11 protein-coding genes, 4 tRNA genes and 1 pseudogene are annotated in these 16,918 nt (G+C 41.9%); 7 read left to right on the top strand and 9 right to left on the bottom strand.

Annotated features, from left to right (window positions below):
- Positions 1 to 174: 174 nt before the first annotated feature.
- The 7 genes and pseudogenes from FTU64_RS06180 to FTU64_RS16490 all read right to left on the bottom strand — a co-directional run bounded on the left by FTU64_RS06180 (position 175) and on the right by FTU64_RS16490 (position 7,586).
- Entirely contained in the window at positions 175 to 1,428 is a 1,254-nt protein-coding gene (locus tag FTU64_RS06180; RefSeq protein ID WP_180059404.1) for an OprD family outer membrane porin, read from the bottom strand.
- A 547-nt stretch (positions 1,429 to 1,975) separates the two neighbouring features.
- Positions 1,976 to 2,995 (bottom strand): 4-hydroxy-2-oxovalerate aldolase, encoded by a 1,020-nt coding sequence (gene dmpG, locus FTU64_RS06175; RefSeq protein WP_180059403.1) that lies wholly within the window; start codon positions 2,993 to 2,995, stop codon positions 1,976 to 1,978.
- A gap of 11 nt (positions 2,996 to 3,006) precedes the next feature.
- Positions 3,007 to 3,903 (bottom strand): acetaldehyde dehydrogenase (acetylating), encoded by an 897-nt coding sequence (locus tag FTU64_RS06170; protein ID WP_180059402.1) that lies wholly within the window; start codon positions 3,901 to 3,903, stop codon positions 3,007 to 3,009.
- A 36-nt stretch (positions 3,904 to 3,939) separates the two neighbouring features.
- Entirely contained in the window at positions 3,940 to 4,737 is a 798-nt protein-coding gene (mhpD, locus tag FTU64_RS06165; protein ID WP_180059401.1) for a 2-keto-4-pentenoate hydratase, read from the bottom strand.
- A gap of 693 nt (positions 4,738 to 5,430) precedes the next feature.
- Complete coding sequence (locus tag FTU64_RS06160; RefSeq protein WP_180059400.1) at positions 5,431 to 6,099, bottom strand: HAD-IA family hydrolase; 669 nt, start codon at positions 6,097 to 6,099, stop codon at positions 5,431 to 5,433.
- Positions 6,100 to 6,250: 151 nt separating this feature from the next.
- Positions 6,251 to 7,222 carry an RluA family pseudouridine synthase gene (locus tag FTU64_RS06155; RefSeq protein ID WP_180021156.1) on the bottom strand — a complete coding sequence of 324 codons (972 nt, stop codon included), beginning with the start codon at positions 7,220 to 7,222 and terminating at the stop codon, positions 6,251 to 6,253.
- Between the two features lie 55 nt (positions 7,223 to 7,277).
- Positions 7,278 to 7,586 (bottom strand): annotated as a pseudogene (locus tag FTU64_RS16490) (hypothetical protein).
- Between the two features lie 394 nt (positions 7,587 to 7,980).
- Here FTU64_RS16490 and FTU64_RS06150 point away from each other — a divergent pair.
- The 6 genes from FTU64_RS06150 to FTU64_RS06125 all read left to right on the top strand — a co-directional run bounded on the left by FTU64_RS06150 (position 7,981) and on the right by FTU64_RS06125 (position 14,212).
- On the top strand, positions 7,981 to 11,409 hold the full coding sequence (locus FTU64_RS06150; RefSeq protein ID WP_180059399.1) for an Rne/Rng family ribonuclease: 3,429 nt from the start codon (positions 7,981 to 7,983) through the stop codon (positions 11,407 to 11,409).
- Between the two features lie 185 nt (positions 11,410 to 11,594).
- The gene (locus tag FTU64_RS06145; protein WP_180059398.1) at positions 11,595 to 13,436 is read left to right on the top strand and encodes a long-chain-acyl-CoA synthetase; all 1,842 of its coding nucleotides are present in this window, start codon (positions 11,595 to 11,597) and stop codon (positions 13,434 to 13,436) included.
- A gap of 140 nt (positions 13,437 to 13,576) precedes the next feature.
- Positions 13,577 to 13,652 (top strand) — tRNA-Lys (locus FTU64_RS06140).
- A 21-nt stretch (positions 13,653 to 13,673) separates the two neighbouring features.
- Positions 13,674 to 13,749 (top strand) — tRNA-Lys (locus FTU64_RS06135).
- A gap of 49 nt (positions 13,750 to 13,798) precedes the next feature.
- Positions 13,799 to 13,874: transfer RNA gene (locus FTU64_RS06130), tRNA-Lys, on the top strand.
- 262 nt (positions 13,875 to 14,136) lie between these two features.
- Positions 14,137 to 14,212, top strand: a tRNA-Lys gene (locus tag FTU64_RS06125).
- 122 nt (positions 14,213 to 14,334) lie between these two features.
- Here the strand turns inward: FTU64_RS06125 and FTU64_RS06120 are convergent.
- Positions 14,335 to 14,988 (bottom strand): hypothetical protein, encoded by a 654-nt coding sequence (locus FTU64_RS06120; protein WP_180059397.1) that lies wholly within the window; start codon positions 14,986 to 14,988, stop codon positions 14,335 to 14,337.
- Positions 14,989 to 15,289: 301 nt separating this feature from the next.
- On the opposite strand from FTU64_RS06120, the gene FTU64_RS06115 reads away from it, so the two are divergent.
- Positions 15,290 to 15,547: a PspC domain-containing protein gene (locus FTU64_RS06115; protein ID WP_078189754.1), complete on the top strand. Its 258-nt coding sequence runs from the start codon at positions 15,290 to 15,292 to the stop codon at positions 15,545 to 15,547.
- Between the two features lie 118 nt (positions 15,548 to 15,665).
- On the opposite strand, the gene FTU64_RS06110 is transcribed toward FTU64_RS06115, so the two are convergent.
- The gene (locus FTU64_RS06110) at positions 15,666 to 16,772 is read right to left on the bottom strand and encodes an HPP family protein (RefSeq protein ID WP_168377935.1); all 1,107 of its coding nucleotides are present in this window, start codon (positions 16,770 to 16,772) and stop codon (positions 15,666 to 15,668) included.
- Positions 16,773 to 16,918: the final 146 nt, after the last annotated feature.

Genomic DNA, 16,918 nt, shown 5'->3' with positions numbered 1-16,918 from the left:
ACTGATACATATTTACGATCATAAACAACAAATAGACTATAATTTAAGTTATTGTTTTTAAATACATAACTCAAAAATATATCCATAAAATCTTTGAGGTATTTCTTTTTTAAATAAACCAGCGAATAAAAAGGGAAGCAATGAATCCACTTCCCTCTTTTTTATCCTGAGAAATTAGAACTTATAGGTATAAGTTGTTGCCACACGGTATTCTTGCAAGTCAGACTTGTAGTCGAAGTTTGCATCGATATACATGGCTTGTACACCTAAACCCTTTAACTGACCTTCAGGTACCGTGTAATTAACAATCAAATTAAGCTCATCTGAGTCTTGGTTTTTCACACCTTTCACCTCAGCATCCCAACCAGTGAAATACACCGCAGTTGCATTCAAGCCTTTCACACCCAATCCTGAGAAATCATAGTTGTAATTTACACCTACAGATTTTTCATCTTTTTGAGTGAAGGTTGCTACACCCCAGTTCGACAAATAAGCACCTGGAACCCAACCACCCAATGTTGGGAATGCACTATCCCCCATCATTTGCTGGTAGTTCAACCCAACAGTGTGCGCGCCATAATTCACTTTTGCACTAGCAGATAATGCTTGGTTATCTAAATGACCATATAAGCTGCTACCTGAATCTGCTGTATCGAAGTAACGTACATGGCTATCTAATTTAGCATTTTCACCCAATTTGGTTTTGTATGCCGCACCTACATAATGCTGCTGATAAATATCTTTTACATCACCAAACCAATAACCTGCTGAAAGTTCAGGGGTAAATTGATGATCCACACCTGCGATAATCATGCCGTCAGATTCAAGACCTTGATCTGCATGACCACCTGGTTGACCTAAAGTAAATAATGTCAAATCACGGAATTGGTTGTCATAACGGTTGTTAATGCCGTTCACATAAGCCAAAGTCAATTTGGTATCTTTTAAATCTTTTGACTCTAACCAAGCACCACTGAAGGTGGTCACTAACTGACGAGTTGGATCATAGGTCAAAACTGGTGAAATCGGCAATAATTCACCTACGCGAAGTTCTGTTTTAGATACCTTCGCTTTTAGGGTTGCACCCACCTTACCGAATTCATCCTTAGATTTTTTACCATCATGCGGCAAGATCCAGTCTGGGTTTTTATCACGAGCATTCAATTTAAATGCGTGCTGTACCAAAAGGTCTGCACCAACTTGGATTCCACCTCCAATATCGTGATAACCCGATTTCGCATCTAAAGTAATGCCTTGTGACCACGAACCCCAGTTACCCGCCGGATTTTCTTTAATTTGACGGTCTAAGTAGAAGTTTTTAAATTTCAATTGTACTTGGCTGTCGTCAACAAAGTCCGCATAAGTTGCAGATGTTCCTAATGTTGCTGTCGCAGCAAGAATTGCTATCCATAAATTTTGACGACGCATGGCTTATTCCTAGTGATCAAATTAAGCTATGACATCATCATGCTCAACAATACCTTGGAAAAAAATCCGACTACAGTATTAAGGTTTATCAGGCTTTTGTACGACTTGAACTTAGGATGCGATTTCTGCTTATTTTCCTTAGAGATTAAAACAATAACTCTTTTTTATTATTTAGAACGACTGATTAAATTAACCCCATGTTTTATTAACGTAAAATAGAAAGTTTTTTATTTTTCGCAATTACATACGCTGTATTAATTGCTTTTAAGTTTAATCAAAGTTTTTTGCTGAGATTTATCCTTATTTTAGTTATAAAATTTAGATATAACATGATATTTAATTTATATAATCATCAACAACTTAAAGTTAAATTTTACTACTATGGCTGCTCGAAATCAGCCATTGGTTCGTAAGACATTTCTTATTTCAATCCACTTTTCATGCCTCAAATCAATCTCAACGTAATCTCAAGCCCATCTCAAACCAACACAGCCACTTCAGACATAAAAAAAGCGCCCATTTCGGGCGCTTTTTGATTTAAAGCAAATTAAGCATTGGCTTCTTTGGCTTTCGACATGGTCAATGCCAAATCTTCGATCATATCTTCTTGACCACCAACAGTACCACGACGACCAAGCTCAAGAAGAATTTCACGCGCAGACACGCCATATTTCGCTTCAGCACGTTTCGCGAATAACAAGAATGATGAGTAAACACCGGCATAACCTAAAGTTGCTGCATCACGGTCAGCACGGATCTGATGTGTCATCATTGGAATGATTAAATCTTCCGCAACATCTTGCACTTTAAACAAGTCCACACCTATCTCCATTTGCATGCGGTTGGCAACCGCAACAAACAATTCAAGTGGAGTATTACCGGCACCTGCACCTAAACCTGCAGAAGCTAAATCGACACGCGTTGCACCAGCTTGAACCGCTGAAACAGAGTTCGCAACACCCATACCTAAGTTATGGTGACCGTGGAAACCGATTTCGATCTCTGAAGCCAGGTTGGCACGTAAAATACCCACGCGGTCAGTCACGTCTTGTGGCAGCATATAACCTGCGGAGTCAGTGACATAAATACAGTTCGCACCGTAAGACACCATTTTTTGCGCTTCTTCCAGTAGTTTTTCTGGAGATGCCATGTGCGCCATCATCAAGAAGCCCACAGTGTCCATGCCCAGTTTACGCGCAGCGGTAATGTGCTGTTCAGACACATCCGCTTCTGTTGAATGTGTTGCTACACGAATGGTTGATACGCCTACATCATGTGCCATTTTCAAATGGTCAACCGTACCAATACCAGGAAGTAAAAGTGCAGATACTTTCGCCTGTTTCAGGTTTGGAATCACCGCTTTTAGGTATTCTTCATCGGTTGCTGCTGCAAAACCATAGTTCACAGAGTTACCGCCTAAGCCGTCACCATGCGTAACTTCGATTAAAGGTACACCTGCATCATCCAAAGCAGTTGCAATGGCAACCATTTGTTCAGGTGTAGTTTGATGGCGCATCGGGTGCATACCATCACGTAAAGTCATATCATTAATAATAATCTTAGACATTTTGGTATTCCTTAAGCTTCAGCAGTGTTTAATACGCGTTCTGCAAACATTTCTGCAGTACGTGCAGCTGCCGCAGTCATGATGTCAAGGTTACCTGCATATTTAGGAAGATAATCACCTAAACCTTCAACTTCTAAGAAGATTGAAACACGGTTACCGTCAAATACAGGACCATTTACAAGTTTGTAACCTGGTACATATTTTTGAACTTCAAGAATCATCGCATGTACAGATTCAGTGATTGCTGCTTGATCTGGTTCACCTTCAACAAGACAGTGAACAGTATCACGCATCATCAGTGGTGGCTCAGCAGGGTTAATGATGATGATCGCTTTACCTTGTTTCGCACCGCCCACTTTTTCAATAGCGCCGGCAGTCGTACGAGTAAATTCATCAATGTTTTTACGTGTACCTGGACCTACTGATTTAGTCGATACAGTCGCGATGATTTCACCATAGTTCACAGGCTGAACGCGAGAAATCGCTGCAACCATAGGAATAGTTGCCTGACCACCACAAGTCACCATGTTGACGTTTGGCACTTCGCCTTGTTCAAGCAATGCTTCAAGGTTGACAGGTGGTACGCAGTAAGGACCGATTGCAGCTGGAGTCAAGTCAATCATCAACACGCCAAGCTCGTTCAGCTTACGGCTGTTTTCAGCGTGTACATAAGCAGAAGTTGCATCAAATGCGATTTTAATTTCGTCTTCAAGCACGTGTGGAAGTAAACCATCTACGCCTTCGGCAGTGGTTTTCAAACCCATTTTTGCAGCGCGAGCCAAACCTTCAGACGTTGGGTCAATACCGACCATCCATACTGGTTCTAAAAATTCGCTGCGTTGAAGTTTGTAAAGCAAGTCAGTACCAATGTTCCCTGGACCGATCAATGCACATTTAATCTTTTTCATGAATGTGTACTCTTAAAAATTCCGTAAAACCCAAGCTTATTTCGCTGCAAATGCTGCAGTCACAGAACCAAAGCCTTCAATTTCAACTTTGAATTCATCACCAGGATTTGCCACAACCATTGGGCCTAAAGCACCGGTCAATACGATGTCACCTGCAAGCAATGGACGACCTCGACGAACCATTTCGTCAGCCAACCACACTGCTGCATTTAATGGGTTAGAAAGACATGCTTTACCCACACCTTGTGAAACTACTTCTTCACCACGCGTCATGACCATTTTGCAATTTACAAGGTCAAGATCTGCAAGTTTTACAGGCTTAGAACCCAGTACAAAACCTGCTGAAGATGCGTTATCTGCCACAGTATCAATCAACGAGATTTTCCAGTTTTCGATACGGCTATCGACCACTTCAATGGCAGGCAGTGCATATTCTGTTGCACTCATAATGTCTGCATAGGTGTGTTTTTCTTTGGTCAAATCTTGGTTAATCACCAAAGCAATTTCTGCTTCAACTTTTGGCTGAATCAATAAACCAGCAGGGATTTCTTCACCATCGCCATACGCCATGTCAGCAAACAACATACCGAAGTCAGGTTGATCAACGCCTAACTGCGCTTGTACAACTTTTGAAGTTAAGCCAATTTTACGACCTACAAGGCGACGACCTTCTGCCACCGCACGTTTGGTATTCACTTCTTGAACGGCATAAGCAATATCTACATCAGCACTTTCACCACCAAGTTGTGGACGGATCGGTGCAATCGCAGCCTGATTTACTTCCGCATCGCGTAATGCTTGCGCAACTGATTCAACAACAGCAGAATTCGACATCAATGTTTCCTTAAACTGCAAAAATTGGATGCACAACGTGTTTCATCCCGATCACCATCAAAATCAAAGTGATGAAAGTCATGTCAGGATTCGCCTAAAGCATTTCACTTGACATACTACACGTTATGTTTAGATGCATTTAGCATCGAGATTTTAGAAAGTGAATACCAATACTTATTTTATTTATGACTATAGCTATTAGCTATAAATTAATCATTATTTATTATTAATATTCAAAAACTTAAGTCAAAATAATTAAATAAAATTCACTATTTTTTTCGTCCTTAAATCTGAATCTCGACCAAAAAACTTGGCTTATACGACTAAAAGATAAGATTGAAAGATTATTTTAGCGTCAGCCTAATACCCGAATAACAATGTTCAATTATGATAAATTAAGTACGCCACTTTCTTCAAATAAAAATAATTCAATAAATAACAACAAGATAAATCATAAAATTCAAACAAAACCCTATCCTGGCTTGTGCTAAAAAAGCAAATAGTCGCGCCAAACTACACAGATAAATCAGCTTGAGGACCGCTTGTTATTGTTAAAAAATCTAGTGTTATCAGTTTTTTAAAATAATTCAGTTCAATACTTCTCAAAAGAGATGAATGATGTATTACCCCCTATGATTGGCAATAAAAAAGGTGAAAACCAGTTTCACCCTTTTTACTCGTTTGTATCTAAAACTATACAGCTAGACGTAATTTCACGTGTTCTAGTAGAAATTCAGTCAAATCACCTACGCTATGTGCAATATGTAAGGGTTGAAAACACTGGAGTGTTTCTACAGTATGCACTCCATAGCTCACGCCTACACGTGGCATCTGAATATTCAGTGCCATTTCCAAGTCATACGACGTATCACCGACCATAATGGCTTGATCGGCACGTAGTCCCGTTTCCGCCAAAATTTCTGCCAACATCAACGGATCTGGCTTAGATTTGGTTTCACTGGCTGCACGTGTCGCACGAAACAATTCATGACTTTGCGTTTGAGCCAAGACACGGTCTAGCCCTTTACGGCTTTTTCCTGTTGCAACAGCCAATTGTAGACCGGCATCGCGTAATTCCTGCAACATGTTAGCGACACCATCAAACCACATATCCCCTTTGGAATGGGCCACATAGTGATCGGCATAGCTTTGCAAAATTTCGCTGTGCAATTCAGGAACCGTCGGAAATAAACGCTGTGCAACTTCCGGCAGACCTAAACCAATAATACTTTTCGCATCAGCATCAGTCAGCGGCTGTGAATATTGATCTGCTGCAAATTTTAAACTCGCTACAATTTGACCCACAGAATCAAATAAAGTGCCATCCCAATCGAAAATGACTAGTTTTACAGCTGAGTTCATACGTTTTCCTAGATTTGATTCAGTGTTTGGTAATTCAGATTCTGGAGTGCATCAATTTATTTACCTCACCCCGGCCCTCTCCTTAAAGGAGAGGGAGAAAGAAAACTTACGAAGCAGTCCTGCTCAGGGAGAGAAGTCTCGTATTTAAAACTTACTCGTCATCTTCTGAAGACTTCACCACTTTGTCGGCTTTTTGCGCGCGTAGCTGCGCCACAAGGCTTTGCATATCTTCTGGCAAGGGCGCTTCAATGGTTTGGTAACCCGGAATTTCTAAACGCATGGCATGCAGACATAAACGACGTGGCTTTGGACCACGGTATTCTGTTTCATGACCATATTTTTCATCGCCCACCAATGGATGACCAATACTTAAACCATGTACACGGATCTGATGGGTACGGCCCGAAAGTGGCGACGCATACACCAATGTGGCATGCATAAAACGTTCTTTCACATTCCACAGTGTCTTCGACTCTTTACCTTCTTTAGGTGATACACGTACACGACGCTCGCCATTCGCCAATTCATAACGATGCAAAGGCTGATCAATCAGCTGTTTATCCAAACTCACCACGCCTTTCACCACAGCAGCGTAGGTTTTTTGGATTTTGTGCTCACGCAACATGTCTTGCAGGCTTTTTAACACGCTACGTTTTTTCGAAATCATCACCAAACCAGAAGTGTCGCGGTCAATTCGGTGAATCAGCTCTAGGTATTTCTTCCCTGTAGCGGCACGTAAACCTTCGATCAAGCCATACGCCACACCACTACCGCCGTGAACAGCAATACCAGAAGGTTTGTTTACCACCATTAAGCCTTCATCTTCATACACCACACGGCTCAGTAAGCTTTGCGCGACTTTGTCCGATACGGGAACCGCAGACTCATCTTTTTGCTCATAGCGAATTGGGGCAACACGGATTTGGTCACCAATATTGAGTTTGGTTTCTGCTTTGACACGTTTTTTATTGACGCGAACTTGGCTTTCACGAATCAGACGATAAATGCGACTTTTAGGCACACCTTTAAGACGACTAAACAGGAAATTATCAATACGTTGACCCGCCTGATGCTCGTCCACTTCAAACCAGGTGACGCTTTGCCATTCTTGCGTAGAATTCATACAGTTACTGTGACCTAAAAAAATACTAAAATTGATTAAAAACTGATCATTCAAGCTATACTTTTCGCAAGAAACATAAGCTTAGCCCATAGGCAGATGATGCAAGGTTTGATATAGTCAGCGCACGGAAACCACCGTAACTGAGTAAAAGTTGATTCATTTCAGTATTTACTGTCATTGAACTTTCAAGCAATTACTCATTTAGCTCGGAAAGGTCCCAAAAGAATTATGCCGACGCCGAAGGCTTATTATATCGGCAAAACTGCAAACTGTTGCGTTTAATTGTGCCGTAGGTACATAAAACAGTTTGCCCCAAAAAAATATGTGCCAACCAAGGTTGGTTTTTAAACGTAAACTGATACACATCAGACCAGTCGCTCCCTGGAAATCGTGTTCAGGCCACAACGTTTGATGCATTGGATCTGCACAGTTTGTAAAGGTACGATGATAATTCCGTATCAAGACGCTCTATCAGATATGAATGGATGCTCTTCGAGCAATGTGACAGTGAAAGTTACTCACATCCAATGCACCGTTTGTCCGCCAGTGAAACGCGTTCAGGTGACTTTAATCGTTTAAAAGATTGAAGCCGTATTGCCATCATCAATACGTGAATCAAAAACCGTTGCCCACCCAAAGAAGGTCGGTACACATGCACAGATGATGTTTTTCGATCTGTGCAACTTGATCCATGCTATCTGATGCTCGCTACGAGTCAGGCGATGTTCTTCTGTGTATCACTATTAGGTGTTACACCCATGAAACGTATGTTGATTAATGCAACACATGCCGAAGAAATTCGCGTTGCACTTGTCACTGGTCAGCGTCTTTACGATTTTGACTTAGAGAATCGTACCCGTGAACAAAAAAAATCGAATATCTATAAAGGTCATGTGACTCGCGTAGAGCCGTCTTTAGAAGCTGTATTTGTTGAATACGGTGCAGGTCGTCAAGGTTTCTTGTCGATGCGCGAAATCGCTAATTCTTATTACAAAGCAGATCCTCGCCAAACTTCAAACATCCGCGAATTGATCACTGAAGGCACTGAGCTTTTAGTTCAAGTGGAAAAAGAAGAACGTGGTAATAAAGGTGCTGCCCTTTCTACATTTATCTCACTTGCTGGTCGTTATTTGGTTTTGATGCCAAACAACCCGAAAGGTGGCGGTATTAGCCGTCAAATTTCAGGTTCAGTTCGTGAAGAATTGAAAGAAATGTTGGCGTCTTTAAATGTCCCTCGTGGCATGAGCGTGATTGTACGTACTGCTGGTATTGGTCGTTCTCAAGAAGAACTCCAACTTGACCTTCAACACTTGCTTGACCTTTGGGCACAAATCCAAAGCACATCAAGTTCAGGTCCATCACCAATGTTGGTTCACCAAGAAGCCGGTGTGGTTACACGTGCGATCCGTGACTATTTACGTGATGATGTTGCTGAAATTCTGATTGACTCTGAGCAAGCGTATAACGAAGCCTATAACTTTGTTAAAGCGGTGATGCCACGTCAAATCGACAAATTAAAAACCTATACTTTAAATGAACCGTTATTTGCTCATTTTGGTATCGAAAGTCAAATCCAAACGGCCTATGAACGTGAAGTAAAACTTCCTTCTGGTGGTTCAATTGTGATTGACCAAACTGAAGCATTGGTTTCAATTGATATTAACTCTGCAAAATCAACACGTGGTAGCGATGTAGAAGATACAGCGCTAAATACCAACCTTGAAGCTGCAGAAGAAATTGCTCGCCAATTACGTTTACGTGATATCGGTGGTTTAGTTGTGATCGACTTCATCGACATGACCAAAGACCGTAACCAACGTATGGTTGAAGCTAAACTTCGTGAAGCAACACAAAGCGACCGTGCACGTATCCAATTCGGTCAATTGTCACGCTTTGGTTTGATGGAAATGAGCCGTCAACGCTTACGTCCATCGCTTGAAGAAGCCACAGGTTATGTGTGCCCACGCTGTCATGGTACAGGTATGGTACGTGACCTACGCTCTTTATCACTTTCAATTATGCGTAAAGTGGAAGAAATTGCGCTACGCGAACGTCATGGTGAAGTTCAAGTTGAAGTGCCTGTTGAAATTGCTGCATTCCTATTGAATGAAAAGCGTCACAGCCTTGTATATCTTGAGCAAACTTCAAATGTTCGTGTGACCGTACTTCCACACCCTCACCTTGAAACACCACATTACGAAATTTCGTATAACCCTGAAGGTTTTGCACCGACAAGCTATGAACGCACTGAAGCAACACGTTCTAGTGAAAAAGAATTGGGTTACGAAGCATCTGAGTGGCATTTAGGTGAAGAACAGGCCGCTGCTGCTCAGCAACAAGCACCTGTACAACAACAAGAAAAAGGCCACAAAAAGAATAAGCAACAACCTGTTGCTGCTCAACAAGCACCTGCACAAGTTGCAGCTCCTGCTGCATCATCTAGTCCATGTGCATGGTTAGAAAACTTATTTGTTCAAAAACAAGCTGCAACCGTTGACCAGTCTCGCACTGCAAACAATGCTGCTGCTGCAATTGAACAAATGGTGAATGGCGGTGCTGCAAGCCGTGGCCAGTTTGGTCAAATTACCCCTACATCGGCAGCGCCTGCTGTTGTCGCAGATAATAATGCTTACCTTGCACCTTCTACTGTTGTGCACAAACAAGAACGTGACAGCCATTCAGAAAAAGCTGAACGTGAAGAAAAACGTCACAATAAAAAGCGTACTAAGCATAAAGAACCACGTGAACAAGAAGCTCAACTGCATCAAGTTCATGAAGAAGTGTTACAACCTTCACGTCAAGACCGTCAAGAACAGCGTAATAACGAAGCACGTCAAAACGAACGCCAAGAGCAACGTTCTGAACGTCAAGAACCGCGCCAAGACAACCGTCAAGACCAACGTGAAAACCGTCGTAACTCACGCCGTCAACACAACAACGAACAAGTGCAGCAAGATGTTCAAAACAATGAACAACCGCAGTCTGTTCCGCGTCGCGACCGCAACAACCAACAACGTCCAAATCGCCCAAATCGCCACCGCGATCAAAGCGTATTGAACGAGCAAGCGATTGCTCAGGAAGTTGCAGCTGAGCAACAACCTGAAAACCGCAATCAACGTCAACCTAAAGTTGAAGTTGTTGATGCACCACGTCAAGACGTGATGCCAACAGCACTTGTGGTGAATGTTGATCAAGCTCAAAGCGAAATCGTAGCACTAAATACTGCTCCAGCAGTTGAAAAAACTATAGAAACCCCAGTTGTCGAAAAGGCCGCTGTCGTTGAAGCAGCAAAAGTGGAAAAACCTGCGACTGAAACAAAAGAAGCAGCGCATAAACCACAGCATGCACAGCAAAAACCGTCTCGTGCAAGCAATGACCCACGTCAACGCCGCCGCGAACAGCGTGAAGCTCGTGCTCAACAAGCACAGGCTCCGAAAATTGCGCCATCTCAAGTGCCGACACTAAGTCAATACACTGTAAGCAGCTTGATTAAGCATGTATACGGTGAAGACTGCTCTGTACTGATTGAGCAATTTGGCTTAATTCCAACATTCAACCGTGCATTGCAAAAATTCACGGAAGAATATGCCGCGACTTTGACTACACCCGCAGCTGAAGCAGCTGTAGAGAAAAAGCCCGTCACTCGTGATGTTCAAGTTGCAAAAGCTGCACCTGAAGCTGAACCAGCGCCAATGTTGGATTTGACACCACCAAAGCCTGTGTCAGATAAACGTGTTGCTAATGACCCACGCGAGCGTCGTCGCCTTGCTAAACTTGCCGCTGAACAAGCGAAACACGACCAAGCAAAAGCACATGCTGAGGTGGAAGCTACGCCTGTCGCAGACACTGCTGTTGAGGCGCCTGTAGTTGCAGAAGCTAAAGCTGCTACAGTTGAAGCCAATGTATCCGACGTTGCAGTTCAAACTGAAGCACCTGTGCCCGCTCAAGCTGAAGTACCGACACCCGTTCAAGCTGAACTGGATGTGAGTGCGCAGCCTGAAAAGACGGAAGAAGTGTCTGAAGCTCCTACTAAACCAGTAGAAGAAAAAGCTCAAGCCGTTGAAGCGGAACAAAAAGTTGAGGTTCCTGTAGACGAGAACTCGGCCGCTGAAGGTGAAAAACCTGCACGCCCTCGTCGTCCTCGCGGTCGTCCACCGAAAAAAGCAAACACCGCAACTGAGCAGTAATTTGCTATTTTGCAGGTGAATAAAAAAATCCAGTCATTTCGGTGACTGGTTTTTTTTTGATACTTTTGTCAAATTAGGTTGATTGCACTAGATCGAAACGATTAAAAGACAATTGTAGAATTTGCTGCAAATTTCATTGCAAAGAAATAGACCGTATCGGATTACGAAAAATAAATAGGATTCACATGAGCCAAACTACACAACACGACCTTATTGGGATTGCTGATGTTGCAGCAAAAATTCCCGCGTTCATTAGCAAAGTACCCAACCTGTTGAGTGGTCTAAAGCAAGCCTATTTACGTACCCCAAATACTTCCGCAGGCTTAGGAATTGCATTTGAAAAAGCCGTAAAGCGTAATCCCAAAGGTTATGCACTTTATTTTGAAGAGCAAAAATATACCTATAACGAATTAAATGAATGGGCCAATCAAATTGGTCACTATTACCTAGCACTCGGTGCAAAAAAAGGTGATGTGATTGCAGTGATGATCGAGAACCGATCTGAACTCGTGGCAACTATCGTGGCATTAGCCAAAATTGGCGTCACTAGTGCCTTGGTCAACACCTCACAAGTCGGCAAAGTCCTGACACACAGTATCAACTTAGTAAACCCAATTGCGGTAATTGTGGGCGAAGAATGCCGTCAAGCCGTAGAAGAGATTCGTAATGATCTCAGTGTGGCTGCAGATCGTTTACATTGGTTCGCAGATCAGGCCACCCGTGTAGATGCCGGTAAAGCACCTAAAGGCTTTTTAAACCTTGCAGTAGCGATTGATGAATTTCCAAAATTCAACACGCCAACCACTGCAAGCGTAAAAGGCAAAGACGGCCTATTTTATATCTACACCTCTGGGACAACAGGCTTACCTAAAGCGGTGATTTTCACCAACAGCCGTTGGACTTTGGCTTATGGAACATATGGTCACGTCCTTAATCTGAATAAAGATGATGTGATGTACGTAACTTTGCCGCTCTATCACGCTACAGGCACTGTAGTTTGTTGGTGTGGGGTGATTGCCGGTAGTGCCACTCTTGCCCTGCGTCGCAAGTTTTCCACCTCATCGTTTTGGAAAGATGTACAAAAGTTTGATGCGTCAGCCATTGGCTATGTGGGCGAACTTTGCCGCTATTTGATGGATGCTCCACATTCAGACCTTGAAAAAGGCCATCGTGTGAAAAAAATGATTGGTAACGGCATGCGACCAAACATTTGGGATAAGTTTAAAGAACGCTTTGGGGTCGAAGAAGTCCTTGAACTCTATGCATCAAGTGAAGGCAACGTCGGCTTTAGTAATGTGTTTAACTTCGATAACACTGTTGGTTTTTCACCAACGCCTTATGCCATTATTCAGTTTGATAAAGAAAAAAATGAAGCTGTACATGATGCTAAAGGTCGCTGCATTAAAGTGAAAAAAGGCGAAGTCGGCTTACTCATCGGTAAAATTACCCGTCGCTCACCTTTCGATGGCTATACCGACACGGAAAAAAACAAATCCGTCATTATGAAAGATGTGTTCAAGCATGGTGATTCATACTTCAATACTGGCGACTTGGTCCGTGACATTGGCTTCCGACATGCTCAATTTGTCGACCGTCTAGGCGATACCTTCCGCTGGAAAGGTGAAAACGTCTCAACCACTGAAGTTGAAAACATGGTGAGTGAGTACGATAAAATTGCTGAAGCTGTGGTTTATGGCGTAGAAATTCCAGATACCAATGGCCGTGCAGGTATGGCTGCCATCACACTCACCGATGGTGCCGAACTCAACGAACAAGATTGTAGTGAAATGGTTCTGCAATTTAAAAAATGCTTACCAACGTATGCTGTACCGGTATTTTTACGTGTACAGAAAAAAGTCGAAACCACAGGTACGTTTAAATACCAAAAAAACAAGCTGAAAGAACAAGCCTTTGATCCTAAGCAAACAGATGAGCGAATCTTGGTTTTACTGCCGAATGCGAGCGCTTATTGTGACTTGACCCCTGAAATTTATAACAATATTCAGGCCTATCAATACCGTTTCTAAATCAAACTTGCTCATTTTGACGACAATCACCCGTCAAAATGAGCAAGTTTGTTGTATTTATAATCAAACACAAGCAAGTTTATGATTTTTTACTTGCGCTTGAAGCAGATCTTGCTACAATACGCACCATCAAGCGAAATGGGTCGTTAGCTCAGTTGGTAGAGCAGTAGACTTTTAATCTATTGGTCCCGCGTTCGAGTCGCGGACGACCCACCATTTCCTTCGATACCACAAGATGGGTCGTTAGCTCAGTTGGTAGAGCAGTAGACTTTTAATCTATTGGTCCCGCGTTCGAGTCGCGGACGACCCACCATCTTTCTAAAATGCCAGTTTTAGATTACAATCTTGTGCATACCCCCTAAGGGTCGTTAGCTCAGTTGGTAGAGCAGTAGACTTTTAATCTATTGGTCCCGCGTTCGAGTCGCGGACGACCCACCATTCTTTCTTAGGGCTTCTTTCTTCCGGCAGTTGAAGAAAAAGAAACCTGCAGGTTCCGACCAAGACAAACCATCACCATTATTGGTTTTGATTCGCCATTCTCGAAATTTTGCTATAGCGATGTTGCGAAGTATCATTCTTGTCTTGCTAGATGAAGTATTTGACCTGAAAAATTTTAGATAACAAATATTCCCTAGTATTCAAAACTACGTGCTTCGTTTATCTTGCTAAAATTTTAAAATGCTCTTTTAAAATTTTCTCAGGGTTGTTAGCTCAGTTGGTAGAGCAGTAGACTCTTAATCTATTGGTCGTGGGTTCGAACCCCACACAACCCACCAATTCTATATCGTATTAATAATTCAATTTTTTTTAGCTAATTCCATTCGATTAGCCAAGAACTACGAATTTCACGCCGATACTCAAACGCAATTTATAATTTTATTTACTTCATTCGCAGTATTTAATTTGGGTCTTTCAACAAGGTATAGGCATGTTGCGGCTGAGGATAACCTTTAGAAAATAATTCCTGATTTCGATCGACTTCACCTTGACGAATTTTGTCTAAATCCATAGTGATTTTATTTTCATTAATCACGCGATAATAAAAATTCACGCCTTCTTTTCGATGAACCACCAGCTCGGTATGTGCTTCATTGACACTCCACGTATCCTTACGGTATTTCACATTAATGCCTGGCGTATTGGTTTTTTCAGCAAACACTTTACCAATTTGAATAATACTGCGGTGTACCGTGCCATCTGGTAATAAGTTAAGAATGAACTCCGCATCGCCTTCTGGGCATGGAATAAAACTGTCATCGCATTTTACTTTGGCATGAAAACGTCCAATAAAAATTTTGGCATGCTCAGGAACAGGAGCTGACTTTATTTCATCGTCATTCGGTAATGTCGCCTGCCCTGCCACTTGGGTTAATTTTTTTCCATGATCTTGCTTCGCTTGAACTTCCGATGCGACAGTTGATGCTGAACTTTCACCCTTATCCGCTGCGGGTTGATGCGTTGGACTACAACCAATAAAAGAGAGGCTGAACACTCCTGCAAACACTGAAAGATATGCAAATTTCATCAAAAAAGGTGAAGCCGATGTTTTCATATAATGTGCCAAGACCAATCATTCATTGGTTTTTTCAGTTCTTGCTGACTTAATATTGTAATCAAAAAATCAACGCTGTATACATATATTTGCGATATATGTTAATCATATCTCATTGTTATCGTTGTTATTTAATTAATACTCAAGCTATTTTAAAGGCAAACTAATCAAACTAATTCTTCAAATTACATAACTTTACTTATTTTTTTTCTGCACCCTTTAAATCGTAAAGCTTGTCACCATTTCTATAATATGAATTTGGAAATATTCAAATTTATTCTATTTTTTTAAGGAGACCTGAATGGCCAATGTTGGTTTATACCGCTCAAACCGCTCTAACATGATTGCTGGTGTGATGGGGGGTATTGCTGAACGTTTTGGTTGGAACGCAAATTTACTGCGTATTATTTTTATCTTTGTATCATGCTTAAGCGCAGCCTTTCCCGGTATTTTGGTGTACTTGGTTTTATGGTTAGTCATGCCTAAAGCACAAGATAACTTTTTCCGTACCAATGGCTATTCAGACCCTATCCGTACTGTGAATGATGACAGACGTTAAAATCCCTTGACCCAGTTTGGTCGCTACGGTTTCTCCCCCAAGATTCCGTAGCTTTTTTTTGCCTACATTTTGGCAAAACCATATTTAAGTCTGATGAATTTAAATCAAAGTTTAAGGCTTAAGATTTTGTTTGCTGATTTAACTGTTGATATAACGCTGCGATCATATCAGCACGGCTAATCATTCCCACCAACCGTTTTTGCTCAACGACTGGAATATAATTAAAAGATCTTTCCACAAAATACGGCACCAAATCTTCAATCGGTTGATCTGGCTGCACGGTCACCACTTTGGGATTCATAATTTGATAAACGTGATTTTCCCAACTGGCTTTGGGGTCTGCGGCACGTTTAAACCATTCCACTACATCATATAAAGCCAAATTTCCCACCAAGCGATCCAGATCACTCACCACTGGCAAACTCATCAAATTGACTTGTTTAAACTTTTCCAATGCTGACTGAATATCATCTTCTGCACGCAAGCTAATCACTTGCTGGCTCATGAGATCACGACAATGAAACTGGCTTAGACCACGACGACTAGCTAACTGCTGTGCTTCTAAAATGATTTTTTGTAGGTCGTATTCACTGATATCGAGTAACTGACTTTGCTGTTCTAAGACTTGCTGAATATCCGCAGGTTGAATCGACACTTTTTGTGTCGGTGTTGGATCTGTCGTCCGTGTATTAACTTGTGATTTTTGTGGATACTGCTTACCTAGTAATCGGTTATAAATAATAGCAACCACCATCAAGAGGACCGAATTTAAAAGGACTGGATAAAAAAGAAAGGCGTAGCCTAAATCATGGACAGCCTCGCCGCCCAATACCGCGGTAATCGCTACTGCCCCACTCGGTGGATGCAATGAGTCCGTGGTCATCATTAAGATAATCGCTAATGCAACTGCGATACTAAAAGCTTCGGTTAAATTAGGAATATACATCGCACAAGTCACGCCAATCAAAGCCGCAAGACTATTACCGACCACCATATTCCACGGCTGTGCCAAAGGACTAGCAGGTACAGCAAAGAGCAGCACAGACGATGCGCCCATCGGGGCGATATACCATGCATTTAAGTCACCTAGCGCTAACCAACTAATCAGCGAAGAAATACTCAAGCCAAGCAAAGCACCTACCCCACATAGGATGCGATCTTTTAATGGTAAAACTTTAAAGTTGGGTTTAAGTGTATTAAGCCAAGCTGATTTTGCGTGAAACACGAGATGCCTGATTGATTATTCGAACAGATGGGCGATTATAAAACGAAGTCTCTTATAAGATGTATTTATTTTATACCTTTATCTTATAAAATTTTCTACTGAACAATATCTAATCCAAATTAAAGCCGAAAGAACTGAATAATGCT

It is taken from the genome of Acinetobacter sp. YH12128, from assembly GCF_013418655.1.
Taxonomy (GTDB): Bacteria; Pseudomonadota; Gammaproteobacteria; order Pseudomonadales; family Moraxellaceae; genus Acinetobacter; species Acinetobacter amyesii.
Note: the sequence above shows the minus strand (reverse complement) of the source record. Positions and strands in the feature narration are given on the sequence as shown.

Excerpts from the sequence above, each read along its gene's own strand:
- FTU64_RS06180 (WP_180059404.1), bottom strand. The coding sequence starts at position 1,428 with ATGCGTCGTCAAAATTTATGGATAGCAATTCTTGCTGCGACAGCAACA.
- FTU64_RS06155 (WP_180021156.1), bottom strand. The coding sequence starts at position 7,222 with ATGAATTCTACGCAAGAATGGCAAAGCGTCACCTGGTTTGAAGTGGAC.
- dmpG (WP_180059403.1), bottom strand. The coding sequence starts at position 2,995 with ATGTCTAAGATTATTATTAATGATATGACTTTACGTGATGGTATGCAC.
- FTU64_RS06150 (WP_180059399.1), top strand. The coding sequence starts at position 7,981 with ATGAAACGTATGTTGATTAATGCAACACATGCCGAAGAAATTCGCGTT.
- FTU64_RS06145 (WP_180059398.1), top strand. The coding sequence starts at position 11,595 with ATGAGCCAAACTACACAACACGACCTTATTGGGATTGCTGATGTTGCA.
- FTU64_RS06120 (WP_180059397.1), bottom strand. The coding sequence starts at position 14,988 with ATGAAAACATCGGCTTCACCTTTTTTGATGAAATTTGCATATCTTTCA.
- FTU64_RS06160 (WP_180059400.1), bottom strand. The coding sequence starts at position 6,099 with ATGAACTCAGCTGTAAAACTAGTCATTTTCGATTGGGATGGCACTTTA.
- mhpD (WP_180059401.1), bottom strand. The coding sequence starts at position 4,737 with ATGTCGAATTCTGCTGTTGTTGAATCAGTTGCGCAAGCATTACGCGAT.
- FTU64_RS06170 (WP_180059402.1), bottom strand. The coding sequence starts at position 3,903 with ATGAAAAAGATTAAATGTGCATTGATCGGTCCAGGGAACATTGGTACT.
- FTU64_RS06115 (WP_078189754.1), top strand. The coding sequence starts at position 15,290 with ATGGCCAATGTTGGTTTATACCGCTCAAACCGCTCTAACATGATTGCT.